Here is a 12,118-nt window from a genome sequence, read left to right on the forward strand (position 1 = left end):
AGGTGGTGAAATCATGCACAGCCAAATGTTAAAAGGTGTACTAGAAGGTTGCATTCTATATATCATTTCACAAGAAGAAGTGTACGGATATGAACTAAGTACAAAATTAAATAAACACGGCTTTACATTCGTAAGTGAAGGAAGCATCTATCCTTTATTGTTACGCATGCAAAAAGAGAAACTTATTGAAGGAACATTAAAAGCTTCCTCACTCGGTCCAAAACGAAAATATTATCACGTAACCGATAAAGGATTAGAACAGCTTGAAGAATTTAAAAAAAGTTGGGGAATGGTTTCAACGACGGTAAATAACTTATTACAAGGGGAGTGATAGGGATGAAGGCGCAAGACATGGTTGAATTGAACAATAAAAAACGCGAATTTCTAACACCTGAAAACGAAGCTGCTTACGGTGATATGTTAGTATATCTTCGGTTATCTAACGTACCCGAACATCAAGTAGAAGAACTTTTATTAGAAATATTAGATCATCTCATCGAAGCACAAGCAGAAAATAAAAATGCTTATGATATTTTCGGAAATGATTTACGATCTTACTGTGATGAACTTATATCAGCTTTACCAACCCAAACAAAGCTAGAAAAAACTTCTTTAATCGGTTTTATTATTAGCTTACTTCTTGCTATACAGTTTGGAATAGATGCACTTGTTTCGACTTTCATTTTAATCTTCGGGAAGAATATCGAACAATTAAGCCCAGCTTTTAGCATCCCTGGAACCACTTTGTTCGTTTCACTTATTATACTAGGCATACTTTTCATTTTATATTTATTAAAGCGCTATTCCTTTGATCAAAAGATGAATTGGAAAAGAAGGATTCTATTTGGATTTGCATTTGCTACTCCATTTTGTTCAGCTGTATTTTTAAATGTCTATTTCAAAAAACAACCTTATCTCATTTATCATCTAACCTTTTGGCAAAACGCTTTAATCGCTATTCTATTTTATATTTTATATAAATTACTATACAAAAAATCAAATTTTTAACAGCCCTTCAAACGGCTGTTTTTCTTCTGTATAATTTTACAAATTGAAAAATTTCATAAAGAAAATAAGAAAAATGCAAAATAATTAAAGTTAATTGTTGACGTGATGCTTTTATTATCGGTATCATAAATCTTCGTGAGCAATTATTTTTCGTTATACGATTTTTTTATTATTACTGAATTTTTGAGAGGAGAAATTTGATGTCAGTTAAGAAGAAAACGCAAGTACGCACCGGCAAAATGGTACGTGAACTAATGTTAGCAGACGAAGATGTAAATGCTTCGCTAATTATGGTATATAGTGAAAACGGTGTAAACGCAGAAATTAAAATCGAGGGCTTAACGCCAAAATGTAACGAAGAATTATTTTTGAGCGGAAACGTGGATTGGAACAAGAGTGTTATTTATAAAATTGTTGATTTCACTGGGAACGCTGAGGTTGGTAAAGTTACATTAACAGCGATGAACAAAAACAATGTTTCTCTAGAAGTTGAACGCGTTATGTGGAGCAAAGAAAATAAAGAAGCTGCTGAGCAAGAAGAAACAGTTGTAGAAGCTACTCCGAAAAAAGAAGTAGTTGTAGAAGCTCCAAAAGCAGTTACACCTGCTCCAAAGCCTATTACGCGAGTAGAAACACCCGCTGCACCTAAACCTACTCCGGTACCAACGCCGAAGTCAGTAAGTGTTGAAGCAGCTATAGAACTATCTACTCCAGCACCTGTGAAAAAAGCAGTACCTACTCCAGTTACAAAGCAAGAGACAGCACCGGTTACTCTTACAAAACCGAAGCAACCTGCTTTGACTGAAACAAATACAAAACTACAAGAAAATTATGTTAAACTTGTGAAAAAGACAATTGAAGTTTGTCAAGATTACGAGCTTGGCATCGACATAGATGATTCTATTGAAGGATTAAAAAAAGAACTACAAAGCCAAGGTATTAGCGTTACATTCGACAAAGAAATTATGGACGTTGTAAATCGCCTTCGTTCTTTACAAGATAAAGGAATCAAAGTAGAAAAAGTACTTAATTTACTATAAAAATAAGGAGATGGCGGTCGCCATCTCCTTATTTTTTATAATTCCATTCATTACTTTCATACTTCTCTTTTGCTAAAGTTTGAACTTCATGAAGCTGTTCTTCTGTTAGTTCATACGGCACAAGCTCTATATCTAAACCTTTTTCAAATCCAGTTTCAAACGCTTTAATTAACTGTTCAATCGTAAATGTGCGGTCTGTTAATTCATTAATCGCTACCGCTTTAGAAGAAAACATGTTTTTCATACGCTCTTTTACTCGCTCATTTGGGAATAAAAATAGGTCGTATAACTCATCTAAATCTATTTCTAACGGAATAGAACCGTGTTGTAAGATAACACCTTTTTGACGTGTTTGGGCACTACCCGCGATTTTTCTTCCTTCAACTACAATCTCATACCAAGATGGTGCATCAAAACATACTCCTGAACGCGGATTTTTTAAATTCTCACGATCCGCTTCTGTTTTCGGAACTGCATAATACGCTTCTAATCCTAATGCCTTAAAACCATCCAATAAGCCTTGCGAAATAATTCGGTATGCTTCTGTAACTGTTTTTGGCATATTCGGATGATCTTCAGACACAATAACACTGTACGTTAATTCTTTTTCATGTAGTACACCCCTGCCGCCTGTTTGACGACGAACGAATCCATATTTCTTTTCGTTAACTACATCCATATTTATATCTTTTTCAACACGCTGGAAATACCCGACTGTTAATGTTGGTACTTCCCATTCATAAAAACGAATTGTTGGTGACATTTTCTTTGCACTTTGCCAATTTAATAAACATTCATCTAACGCCATATTAAATGCTGGTGAACATTGACCAGAGTTAATATAACACCATTTTTCTTTTCCCATCCTGCACCTCATATAACCAATTATTTTTCACATTCTCTAGTCTACCAAATTCGACAAAATTTGTGAAAGAATACGAAATTTCTTCTTATATACAAATGAATCTGTTGCATAAATACATATGGGCATTATAATATTGAAAGTAGGATAAGAAAAAAGGGAGCGATAGAATCGTGTCAACAAACTTGATTATTATACTAGCCGCAATTGCAGCATTCATCGGCTACACTGTATGGATGTATTTCTATCAGAAAAAATTAATTAAAACACTTTCAGAAGATGAATTTCGCGCTGGCTACCGTAAAGCACAGCTTATCGATATTCGCGAAGCGGATGAATTTAACGCGGGACATATTTTAGGTGCGCGTAACATTCCATTATCACAAATTCGCCTTCGCCACAAAGAACTTCGCCAAGATCAACCGGTTTATTTATATTGCCAAAGCGGATTCCGTACAGGTCGTGCAGCTCAATACTTAAAAAAACAAGGCTACACAGATTTCTACCAATTAAAAGGTGGATTTAAATCTTGGTCAGGAAAAATTAAAAAGAAATAATATACAAAAAACTAGCTGCACGATACAGCTAGTTTTTTCATTCCATATTGTTCGCAATGTACAGCAGATTTTGTTTAATCACATCTTCAGCTTTCTCATCTACATTACGATATAATAGCTGATATTCAATCCCCTTCTCTTTCCATATAAGCGTAGCAAATTCGTCCCCTCGCTCGTAATCATCCTTATTTTTAAAATAAGCAGGTGCTCCATTATTCAATTTCATTTGTTCTTGAAATCGATTCTCTTCTACGAGGTATGGAAAACTGTAAGAAAAGTTGGCCACTGTTAATTCTATATAATCGTGCCTTCCTTTCTCTTGTTGCTTATATTTAATCGTTAAGACAGCATTCTTCTTTCCCATCGTTCTTACCTCTCCCTTCACATCACTCGTGATGTCATAAGGTAAAAACGTTGGAACTTTAAACTTTGCCGGAAAATATTTTGGAAGTTCCTTTAGGGGAATCGGATCAGTAACACGGTCCTTAGCCCCTCCTGTTGTTCCTACAAATGTTTTTTCTTCTTGCATCGTTTGCTGAAATGAACATGAGCTAAGTATTACACTAGAAAACACGAAACAAATGATTCCTTTTTTCAATTTGTTTCCGCCCTTTCATACCGCTCTCTTAACGAGTGAAGCGTTTATACTCTCTACTATTCGCTTCGTTATCAAACGCCTCCTCCGAAAACTTTCCACGTTATTCTCACACATTCTGACAAAAATTCTTTGCAGACATACAAAAAAGACCCCACTATTCTTACGCCCAAATAAAAAGGTTACGCGAACAACAGAAGTCATGCTTATAACATAGATTGTGAAAAGCTTTTCAGGTCAAGATTTTTTTCATTCTTATTATTTTCCCCTTATAATTAAGGAAAGAGGTGATACATATGGCCAATATAAAACAAATTGCAAAAACTGCTGGTGTATCTATATCAACTGTTTCTCGTGTCCTTAATAATCATCCTTACGTAAAAGAGGAAAAACGTAAGCGTGTTTTAGATGCAGTTGAAGAATTGAACTATGCAAAAAATATAAATGCTATCCATTTAATAAAGGGTAAAACATATACAATTGGCGTTATGCTACCTTTTATTAATCTTCCGTACTTTAGCACGATCATTGAAGGAATCGGAAACGAAGCGTTAGCAGCTGGATATCATATTAATTTATGCCAAACGAATTACGATAGTATTGAAGAAATTCGCGTTCTTGAAATGATGAAAATGAAGCAATTTGACGGGATGATTATTTGCTCTCGCACGAGTTCATGGGAACAAATTGAACCGTTCGCAAAATTTGCCCCTATTATTTCATGTGAAAAAATGAAACATCCCCTCATTTCATCTGTCTATGTAGATCATTACGAAGGATTCCGCCTTGGTACTTCCTATTTACTCAGTAAAGGTCATGAAAAAATCGGCATTTGTTTAGCAAGAAAAACAAGTGCTAATTCAATCGATCGTGAAAAAGCTTTCGCCGATACTCTTCGTCAAGAAGGAAAAACAGTGCACCCTGATTGGGTTTTTCATCAATGTTATACGATGCAGGACGGGGCAAAAATACTTCATCGTATTTTAAACATGAAAAATCGTCCAACCGCTATTTTCACAGCGAACGATCAAGTAGCTGCTGGTTTATTAACAGAGGCAAAAAAACATGGCATTCGCATACCTGAAGACCTCGCTATCCTGGGATTTGATAACCATGAAATTTCAAAAGCATTAGAAATTACAACTATTGAGCATCCCGGGCTCACAATGGGATCACGTGCTTTTTCTTTATTTCATAAACAGATACAAAACGAACACATTATTGGAAACTCAGAAGAACTTTCATTCCATTTAATTGAGCGAAAAACAGTCTAGAAAAGAGTGCCAACCATAGCACTCTTTTTTCAGTTCTTCACCTATTGACTTTATATTTTTTATCTCATATAATGAACCTAACGAACGGTAGGTAGGGGATGAAAATGACAGCAAACCGCATTAAAGCTGTAGCACTTTCTCATTTCGCGCGCTACGGCTACGAAGGAACTTCATTAGCAAATATTGCTCAAGAAGTTGGGATTAAAAAACCATCGATTTACGCACACTTTAAAGGAAAAGAAGAGCTATATTTTACATGCTTAGAATCCGCTCTTCAAAAAGATTTACAAAGCTTCACTGACGATATCGAAAATTTTTCAAAATCGTCTACTGAAGAATTGCTAGTAAATCTGTTAAAAGGTTATGCAAAACGATTTGGTGAAAGTGAAGAATCAATGTTTTGGTTACGAACTTCTTATTTTCCGCCGGATGCATTTCGCGAACAAATTATTGATAAAGCGAATGTACACATTGAAAATGTCGGAAAACTTTTATTCCCTGTGTTTAAAAGAGCAAGCGAACAAGATGAACTGCATAACATTGAAGTAAAAGATGCTTTGGAGGCTTTTTTATGCTTACTTGACGGCCTTATGGTTGAACTACTATACGCAGGTTTAAATCGTTTTGAGACACGTTTAGAAGCTTCTTGGAAAGTATTTTGGCGCGGACTTTCAAACTGACGGATTGCTCCTTTGCAATGCGTCGTTTTTAAGCCCTTTACCTAACGACTGGTAGGAAGGAGAAATGACATATGGCATGGATTTATGTAATCATAGCTGGTATTATTGAAATCTTTTGGGTTATTGGACTTAAAAAAGCGGAGGCACCACTTGAGTGGGCTGGTGTTGCTCTATTAATTACAATTAGTTTCGTCTTATTATTTAGAGCATATAAAGATTTACCTGTCGGCACTGTATACGCAGTCTTTACAGGAATTGGAGCTGGTGGAATCGTTCTTACAGAGATTTTCATCTTCGGAGAACCTTTCTCTATCGTAAAAGTTTTATTAATCGGTTTAATCTTCTTCGGAGTAATTGGTTTAAAACGAGTAACAGAAGAAAAAGAAGCGAAGGAGGCCGCATAAAATGGCTTGGGTATTTTTAATTCTAGCTGGTATTTGTGAAATTGTTGGTGTACTCTTTATGAAAGTAGCCACTGAAAAGAAAGGCTGGGCACCAAAAGTAATTTTAATCGCTAACTTTGGCGTAAGCTTCTTCTTCTTATCTCTTGCAATGAACACATTACCGATGGGAACTGCTTACGCAATTTGGACTGGAATCGGAACTGCCGGAAGTGCACTTCTCGGTATTCTTATTTTCCGCGAGTCAGCGGATTGGCGTCGCCTTGCCTTCTTAAGCTGCATTCTATGCGGTGCTGTTGGCTTAAAATTATTAGGCTAACGTGAGGTGAATGTCATGTGGAAAGAAAAAGGAAAACAAATCTTAACATGGATCACACTCGGGATTATCATTCTATTACAAATAAGTTTTCATATAATAGAATGGCTGTTTCATAAAGTATTATCCATTCTTACATTCCTTCCTAACATGGCACTTGAAATTGCATCTATCGCTTGGTCAATTATTGCCTCCATTACAATCGTGATTATATGGAGTATCGCCAAGCTATGGAACAAGTTATTTAAAAAGGACAGTTCTTCTGAAAAGAAGTAACTGTCCTTTTTTTATCCCGCATTAACGGGCAGTAAGACCCCCACCTCAAAATTCGGCAAATGCGAGGGAGTTAGGTGGGAGATCAACTGCCCGTAAACGCCCGATTGGTTCAACTAATAATTAGTGGGGATGGACAAAACCCCCACTGATTAAAGTTTCACTTTATATTCATTCAGATTTTCTATAGAAATTTGATGCGATCAGACAAAGCAGACCAGCTATGACAACACTCATACCAATCCCTTTATGCAAATTAGGAAATGGCGATGGTATATCTGAGTAAAAATTTGCTAATATGAGACCAATTGAAAATAAAAGGACTCCTATTCTATATAACCATTTTCTTTTGTTCATCATTCTCCCTCCTAAAATTTTTCATACCCTTCTTTCTTTGGGACATACTACCTAAAAAAGGAGTGGGTTATATGCAAAATTCTATACATAAGCAGATCCTGTTTTTATTTTTCCTCTTTCTCATTTTCGTTATCGTTTTCAGCTTTATATTACATACTCCGAAAGATGTGCCTAATAGCCTTTCTGTTTATAAACTTTTGCTCTCGTATTGCCGTTATTGAAAAAGGTGCCTTTTATGAGGCACCTTTTAAAATTCTCTCTTCTCATACAATTTCACTGAAACGAAGATAGATACTATGAACATGCAAATTGAACTAACGAATAACACGCTGTTATATAGTTGAATTTGTTCCAGGTTGATTTGAAAGAACGTCTCTACAATAACAATCGGTGCTATAAATATGAATATCGTAATAAAAACAGTTTTTTTATATGCTAACCAAAACGATATCGGTAAAACAAAGCTTAAATACACTAAAGTAAAGCTAATACTAGCAACCACTGTCGTTTCAATAAATCCAAATACATTAGCTCCATTCTTCATTCCCATCGTGAAACAACCAATCGTTACGCTTATGAAAAGAATAATAATTGCTACTATATATTTCGCAAACACAATTTGTTTTCTCAATATTGGCAAACTACTTAATATAACTTCACTCTCATTTTTACTATCTGCTTCAAATATTTTTACTGTTGCCCCGACTGTAAAAATTACTGACATAATTATGAATAAATTTTTCGTATCTGTTAAAACCATATAAAAGAAAACAGGATACAGTATGTACCAAATTAAAAATTTCCATTGAACGATGAAATCTTTTAAAATAAGTTGTTTCAAAACTATTCTCCTCCCCTCACAAATCACGCTCATTATACAAATTAATTGAGAGTACCATTGACATAATATATAAAAGAAGAAGTCCTACTATAAAACAACCATTTACGACTAGACTCGTGCTCCAAACATTCTCTACATCTAACCATACATTACTTACAATCAGTCCACTTAAATACCCCAATGCAAGTCCGGCGAACGGAGCAATTTGTTTTGCACTGCTATATCCTACTGAAAATTCAATAGGAAGTACGATCATGCTATAAACAAAACCACCTGTTATTCCTCCGAGAATCGCTCCCCATAGCATAAATACAGTTATATGCTCATTTTGTAACTGGATTAAACCAACTACAAGTGAGAAAATGCCACCTAAAGCAACTAAAATACTTGAAAATATGTATTTTGCTATGACAATTTCTTTGCGCTCAAACGGTAAACTATTTACTATCATTTCACTTTTATTTTTCCCCTCATAACTCATCGACAGTACCATACCAAGAAAAGGTATAGCTATGCTAAGCGTCATAAGAAAGCTGTCACTACGAAAATCAACAATAGCAAGGAAAAACAAACATATAAGATAAACAAACCCTAACTTTCTTTGCAACACTATATCTTTTAAGACCAGTTGCTTGATCATGTTTTACCCCTCCTAATATGAAAATGTCCCTTCTATAACTCTGCCTCCTGAAACATTTTCATTGAGAGAAACATTGATATGACTATACTTACTAATACTCCGATACCAAGAACAATCATTGCTAGTGTAGCCTCTTGAGAGTGGAGTACTTTTAACATAATTGTTTTATCACCAAAAACATTGCACATAAGACCAATCATACCCATTAAAGGAAAAAGCATAATCACATTCAAGACAGTAATAGCTTTATATCCCCCAATGTAATTAGTAGGTATCGTTACTACACAATAAATTAAAGTTGCTACTATTGCTGAAAACACTGCATATCCAGGCATAACTATATCCCTGTCCAACAAAATATTTTTTAATATTACGACTATAAAAGTTGCACTCAAACCAGCCATAATAAATAATGTGCTTGAAATATATTTAGCTATAACTATCTCTTGTCGTGTTATAGGCAAACTCACTAATACTTTTTCTGCTTTACTTTTCTCGTCATAATAAAAAGAAATATATATAATCGTACTACATGTTATAAATAATCCTATTGCAATCCCCATTGGTTCGACGGAATTCTTAAAAATAGATAAAATGGGTATTAAAAAATAGAAAGGAAACATCTTCTTCTGTAAGAAAAACTCCTTCAAAATCAACTGTTGCATCTGAATTCTCCTCTCTATAAATCACGCGTTTCATAAATTTTAATTGTAAGAAACATAGAAGCAATGTAAATACTAACTAATGTAATGAATCCAACTATAAATACACCAATATGCATAGGATTCATAATCCACTCAATGAATGAAGGTGCTGTTTCATTCAGCCCATCACTAATAAACATCCAAAAAATTACACCCACTCCCATTGATGCTGCTGATATTATACTTCTTACTACCTTCGATTTTGTACCGTAATAACTAGGGAAAAGTATCACAACAAAAAACAAGGCGTAAACAGCTCCATTTATTACTTCATACCATGGAATTTCAATGTATAGATTAGGATGATAGGCACCGATATCACCAATAACCACAATGCCTCTTATAAGAAAAACAACTAACATCGTAGAGAGTATGCCACCAACAATGAATATTGCACAGGAAATATATCTAGCAATGATGATATCCTTTCGGCTTACCGGTAAACTATTTATAACAATGTCACTTTTATTCCTTTCATCCATAAAGATTAACGTCATAACCGAGGAAAGGGTTATAAATAAACAACTCATCGGAAATAACAATTCACCACTTGGCTCTAACATAAATAACAAAAGAGGCATAACAAAATTCACTAACCACGTTACCCGAAAAAAGAACAAATCTTTATATATGAGCTGACGCATAGGCACCTCTCCCTTTCGCAGTGTATACGATGATGTCATCTAATTTAGGCTTTTCTAGTACAACCTCATTTCCAAACCAGTCTACAATTGCTTGTTTATCCTTCGCTAAACCTTCGAAACCAAACTTATTTTTTCGTAATCCAACAAATAGTTCTTTTCCTTCTCGATCTAATAAATCATTGCTTCCCTTTACGATTACGTAGTTCTCCATTAATTCATCTTTCTCACCAGTAAATATAATTTCTCCATCATTGATGAACGTAATGTAATCCGCGATGCGTTCTAAGTCTGTAGTAATGTGTGTGGAAAATAAGACAGATACTTCATCCTCCATCACAATTTCTTGCAGCATATCAAGCAATTCACTTCGAACAACTGGATCTAACCCTGCTGTTGGTTCATCCATAATAATGAATTCCGCATGGTGTGAAAGTGCGATTGCAATCGCAAATTTCATTTTCATCCCCTTGGATAACTCTTTAATCTTTTTATACGTTGGAACTTGTAATCTCTGCATATACGATTGATACTGCTTTTCGTCCCATTTTTTATATAACGGTGCAATAATCCGTTTCATTTGCTCACACGTTAAATCTTCGTAATAATGATTTTCATCATATACAAAACCGATATTTTGTTTTATTTCTTTTTCAGCTTTCTTATTGTCCTTACCAAAAATTTTTATATCGCCACTATCTTTTCTAATTAAATTCATAATCATTTTGATCGTCGTACTTTTCCCAGCTCCATTCGGTCCGATAAATCCCATAATATATCCACGTGGCAATGTAAAACTTACATTTTTCACTGAGAAATCTTGATAAGTTTTACAAACGTTTTTTAGCTCTAACATCTCTTATTCCCCCTCGTATAAACACGCAATCATTTGTTGCAACTCTTCCAGTGAAAGCTGCAACGCTTTACTTTCATTCACAATCTCTTCCGCTTTACTTTCCAATAGACGTAGCCGCTGTTCTTTTAGTAGTTCATTATTTTTACGTGAAACATAAGTCCCCTTCCCAGCAACAGTTTCTATATATCCTTCTTTTTCAAGCTCCTCGTACGCACGCTTCGTTGTAATTACACTAACTTGTAATTCCTTCGCTAAGCTACGAATAGACGGTAATTGGTCTCCACCCTTTAAACCACCATTTAAAATAAGCTGGCTTAATTGTTTTCTTATTTGCACATAAATAGGGTCTTGGGAAGAATTCGAAATAATAATATTCATGTTTTCCTCCAGTGTGTGTATATACTGTATATACCTTATATACACAGTATATACACACCATCCTATTTTTGGCAAGAAAAAAAGACCAACATTTTCCTGTTGGTCTTTCGTATATGTATCACTTTTCAAAGCGATCTAACATTTCGTCTCTCATTCCGAAACTAACAACCGCAATTCCTACATACATAAAAAGAAGGAATGCTGGATGAACTGTATTGTACCAGCTGCTATCAACAATTAAATAAATCGTTAACGCCACAACAAGAACAAACGCTAAAATAAACATATAAAAGTGTCGTGTATTACCCATGATAAACTCCTCTCTTCTCTCTTCACCATTCAACAGTATATTGTATCGAATAATTCGATATGACTCAAGGTTAACTTTCTGTTATGTAATCAAGTTCTACCTTTACAATGTCCTCACACGCTATTGAAATGATTGTTCCTTGTTTATCAATCGCTGTCACTTCTCTATTATCCATTACACGGTGCGCTACTCTTTCTAACACTTTCCCTTGGTCTCGGTAACAAAATTCTTTTACATCTTTAATTGTTTCTCCATTTTCTAAATGGTATACCATTCTATAACATCGATATCCCACGCTTTCACCCCCGTCTTGCTCGTTTTTTCACATATACATAAAAATGAGTAATTTCTACCTCATCACATCTTCTTAATTTCAATAAAATTC

General features: G+C 34.8%; 20 protein-coding genes. 9 read left to right on the top strand and 11 right to left on the bottom strand.

Annotated features, from left to right (window positions below; all coding sequences use genetic code 11):
- The first annotated feature begins 13 nt into the window (after nt 1–13).
- The 3 genes from B5P40_RS12315 (at nt 14) to B5P40_RS12325 (ending at nt 2,048) form a co-directional block, all read left to right on the top strand.
- Nucleotides 14–331 carry a PadR family transcriptional regulator gene (locus tag B5P40_RS12315; protein WP_000556081.1) on the top strand — a complete coding sequence of 106 codons (318 nt, stop codon included), beginning with the start codon at nt 14–16 and terminating at the stop codon, nt 329–331.
- A gap of 5 nt (nt 332–336) precedes the next feature.
- Nucleotides 337–1,008: a DUF1129 family protein gene (locus B5P40_RS12320; RefSeq protein WP_002138305.1), complete on the top strand. Its 672-nt coding sequence runs from the start codon at nt 337–339 to the stop codon at nt 1,006–1,008.
- 200 nt (nt 1,009–1,208) lie between these two features.
- Nucleotides 1,209–2,048 carry a hypothetical protein gene (locus B5P40_RS12325; protein ID WP_113709280.1) on the top strand — a complete coding sequence of 280 codons (840 nt, stop codon included), beginning with the start codon at nt 1,209–1,211 and terminating at the stop codon, nt 2,046–2,048.
- Nucleotides 2,049–2,076: 28 nt separating this feature from the next.
- On the opposite strand, the gene B5P40_RS12330 is transcribed toward B5P40_RS12325, so the two are convergent.
- Nucleotides 2,077–2,913, bottom strand: a complete 837-nt coding sequence (locus B5P40_RS12330) for a lipoate--protein ligase family protein (RefSeq protein WP_113709281.1) — start codon at nt 2,911–2,913, stop codon at nt 2,077–2,079.
- A gap of 170 nt (nt 2,914–3,083) precedes the next feature.
- Between B5P40_RS12330 and B5P40_RS12335 the strand changes: the two genes are divergently transcribed.
- A complete protein-coding gene (locus tag B5P40_RS12335) occupies nt 3,084–3,467 on the top strand; it encodes a rhodanese-like domain-containing protein (RefSeq protein ID WP_002015038.1) in 384 nt (127 codons plus the stop codon).
- Nucleotides 3,468–3,504: 37 nt separating this feature from the next.
- Here the strand turns inward: B5P40_RS12335 and B5P40_RS12340 are convergent, their stop codons facing one another.
- Entirely contained in the window at nt 3,505–4,041 is a 537-nt protein-coding gene (locus B5P40_RS12340; protein WP_002129065.1) for a hypothetical protein, read from the bottom strand.
- A gap of 317 nt (nt 4,042–4,358) precedes the next feature.
- Here B5P40_RS12340 and B5P40_RS12345 point away from each other — a divergent pair, with 317 nt between their 5' ends.
- The 5 genes from B5P40_RS12345 to B5P40_RS12365 all read left to right on the top strand — a co-directional run bounded on the left by B5P40_RS12345 (nt 4,359) and on the right by B5P40_RS12365 (nt 7,009).
- Nucleotides 4,359–5,336, top strand: a complete 978-nt coding sequence (locus B5P40_RS12345; protein WP_002129066.1) for a LacI family DNA-binding transcriptional regulator — start codon at nt 4,359–4,361, stop codon at nt 5,334–5,336.
- 98 nt (nt 5,337–5,434) lie between these two features.
- Nucleotides 5,435–6,016: a TetR/AcrR family transcriptional regulator gene (locus tag B5P40_RS12350; RefSeq protein ID WP_002034003.1), complete on the top strand. Its 582-nt coding sequence runs from the start codon at nt 5,435–5,437 to the stop codon at nt 6,014–6,016.
- Between the two features lie 71 nt (nt 6,017–6,087).
- Entirely contained in the window at nt 6,088–6,420 is a 333-nt protein-coding gene (locus B5P40_RS12355) for a DMT family transporter (protein ID WP_000312339.1), read from the top strand.
- Nucleotide 6,421: 1 nt separating this feature from the next.
- Nucleotides 6,422–6,736, top strand: a complete 315-nt coding sequence (locus B5P40_RS12360) for a DMT family transporter (RefSeq protein WP_002015033.1) — start codon at nt 6,422–6,424, stop codon at nt 6,734–6,736.
- Nucleotides 6,737–6,751: 15 nt separating this feature from the next.
- Nucleotides 6,752–7,009 carry a DUF3975 family protein gene (locus B5P40_RS12365; protein ID WP_002129069.1) on the top strand — a complete coding sequence of 86 codons (258 nt, stop codon included), beginning with the start codon at nt 6,752–6,754 and terminating at the stop codon, nt 7,007–7,009.
- Between the two features lie 168 nt (nt 7,010–7,177).
- Here the strand turns inward: B5P40_RS12365 and B5P40_RS12370 are convergent, their stop codons facing one another.
- The 9 genes from B5P40_RS12370 to B5P40_RS12410 all read right to left on the bottom strand — a co-directional run bounded on the left by B5P40_RS12370 (nt 7,178) and on the right by B5P40_RS12410 (nt 12,007).
- A complete protein-coding gene (locus B5P40_RS12370) occupies nt 7,178–7,363 on the bottom strand; it encodes a hypothetical protein (protein WP_113709282.1) in 186 nt (61 codons plus the stop codon).
- Nucleotides 7,364–7,610: 247 nt separating this feature from the next.
- Complete coding sequence (locus tag B5P40_RS12375) at nt 7,611–8,237, bottom strand: ABC-2 transporter permease (RefSeq protein WP_113709283.1); 627 nt, start codon at nt 8,235–8,237, stop codon at nt 7,611–7,613.
- A complete protein-coding gene (locus B5P40_RS12380) occupies nt 8,221–8,844 on the bottom strand; it encodes an ABC-2 transporter permease (RefSeq protein ID WP_113709284.1) in 624 nt (207 codons plus the stop codon). Before B5P40_RS12380 ends, B5P40_RS12375 begins: the two co-directional genes overlap by 17 nt.
- A gap of 32 nt (nt 8,845–8,876) precedes the next feature.
- Nucleotides 8,877–9,509, bottom strand: a complete 633-nt coding sequence (locus B5P40_RS12385; protein ID WP_002145766.1) for an ABC-2 transporter permease — start codon at nt 9,507–9,509, stop codon at nt 8,877–8,879.
- A 14-nt stretch (nt 9,510–9,523) separates the two neighbouring features.
- Nucleotides 9,524–10,192, bottom strand: coding sequence for an ABC-2 transporter permease (locus B5P40_RS12390; RefSeq protein ID WP_098632765.1), 669 nt, complete (start codon nt 10,190–10,192; stop codon nt 9,524–9,526).
- The gene (locus B5P40_RS12395; protein ID WP_113709285.1) at nt 10,173–11,045 is read right to left on the bottom strand and encodes an ABC transporter ATP-binding protein; all 873 of its coding nucleotides are present in this window, start codon (nt 11,043–11,045) and stop codon (nt 10,173–10,175) included. The genes B5P40_RS12390 and B5P40_RS12395 overlap by 20 nt, the downstream gene beginning before the upstream one ends.
- 3 nt (nt 11,046–11,048) lie before the next feature.
- The gene (locus B5P40_RS12400) at nt 11,049–11,423 is read right to left on the bottom strand and encodes a GntR family transcriptional regulator (protein ID WP_085312337.1); all 375 of its coding nucleotides are present in this window, start codon (nt 11,421–11,423) and stop codon (nt 11,049–11,051) included.
- A gap of 118 nt (nt 11,424–11,541) precedes the next feature.
- Nucleotides 11,542–11,733, bottom strand: a complete 192-nt coding sequence (locus B5P40_RS12405; protein ID WP_002088608.1) for a hypothetical protein — start codon at nt 11,731–11,733, stop codon at nt 11,542–11,544.
- Nucleotides 11,734–11,803: 70 nt separating this feature from the next.
- On the bottom strand, nt 11,804–12,007 hold the full coding sequence (locus tag B5P40_RS12410) for a DUF3929 family protein (RefSeq protein WP_000262495.1): 204 nt from the start codon (nt 12,005–12,007) through the stop codon (nt 11,804–11,806).
- Nucleotides 12,008–12,118 lie beyond the last annotated feature (111 nt).

The organism is Bacillus sp. SRB_8, from assembly GCF_003264205.1.
GTDB lineage: Bacteria > Bacillota > Bacilli > Bacillales > Bacillaceae_G > Bacillus_A > Bacillus_A mycoides.

Excerpts from the sequence above, each read along its gene's own strand:
- B5P40_RS12315 (WP_000556081.1), top strand. The coding sequence starts at position 14 with ATGCACAGCCAAATGTTAAAAGGTGTACTAGAAGGTTGCATTCTATAT.
- B5P40_RS12320 (WP_002138305.1), top strand. The coding sequence starts at position 337 with ATGAAGGCGCAAGACATGGTTGAATTGAACAATAAAAAACGCGAATTT.
- B5P40_RS12325 (WP_113709280.1), top strand. The coding sequence starts at position 1,209 with ATGTCAGTTAAGAAGAAAACGCAAGTACGCACCGGCAAAATGGTACGT.
- B5P40_RS12330 (WP_113709281.1), bottom strand. The coding sequence starts at position 2,913 with ATGGGAAAAGAAAAATGGTGTTATATTAACTCTGGTCAATGTTCACCA.
- B5P40_RS12345 (WP_002129066.1), top strand. The coding sequence starts at position 4,359 with ATGGCCAATATAAAACAAATTGCAAAAACTGCTGGTGTATCTATATCA.
- B5P40_RS12350 (WP_002034003.1), top strand. The coding sequence starts at position 5,435 with ATGAAAATGACAGCAAACCGCATTAAAGCTGTAGCACTTTCTCATTTC.
- B5P40_RS12355 (WP_000312339.1), top strand. The coding sequence starts at position 6,088 with ATGGCATGGATTTATGTAATCATAGCTGGTATTATTGAAATCTTTTGG.
- B5P40_RS12360 (WP_002015033.1), top strand. The coding sequence starts at position 6,422 with ATGGCTTGGGTATTTTTAATTCTAGCTGGTATTTGTGAAATTGTTGGT.
- B5P40_RS12365 (WP_002129069.1), top strand. The coding sequence starts at position 6,752 with ATGTGGAAAGAAAAAGGAAAACAAATCTTAACATGGATCACACTCGGG.
- B5P40_RS12370 (WP_113709282.1), bottom strand. The coding sequence starts at position 7,363 with ATGAACAAAAGAAAATGGTTATATAGAATAGGAGTCCTTTTATTTTCA.
- B5P40_RS12375 (WP_113709283.1), bottom strand. The coding sequence starts at position 8,237 with ATGAGCGTGATTTGTGAGGGGAGGAGAATAGTTTTGAAACAACTTATT.
- B5P40_RS12380 (WP_113709284.1), bottom strand. The coding sequence starts at position 8,844 with ATGATCAAGCAACTGGTCTTAAAAGATATAGTGTTGCAAAGAAAGTTA.
- B5P40_RS12385 (WP_002145766.1), bottom strand. The coding sequence starts at position 9,509 with ATGCAACAGTTGATTTTGAAGGAGTTTTTCTTACAGAAGAAGATGTTT.
- B5P40_RS12390 (WP_098632765.1), bottom strand. The coding sequence starts at position 10,192 with ATGCGTCAGCTCATATATAAAGATTTGTTCTTTTTTCGGGTAACGTGG.
- B5P40_RS12395 (WP_113709285.1), bottom strand. The coding sequence starts at position 11,045 with ATGTTAGAGCTAAAAAACGTTTGTAAAACTTATCAAGATTTCTCAGTG.
- B5P40_RS12400 (WP_085312337.1), bottom strand. The coding sequence starts at position 11,423 with ATGAATATTATTATTTCGAATTCTTCCCAAGACCCTATTTATGTGCAA.
- B5P40_RS12405 (WP_002088608.1), bottom strand. The coding sequence starts at position 11,733 with ATGGGTAATACACGACACTTTTATATGTTTATTTTAGCGTTTGTTCTT.
- B5P40_RS12410 (WP_000262495.1), bottom strand. The coding sequence starts at position 12,007 with ATGGTATACCATTTAGAAAATGGAGAAACAATTAAAGATGTAAAAGAA.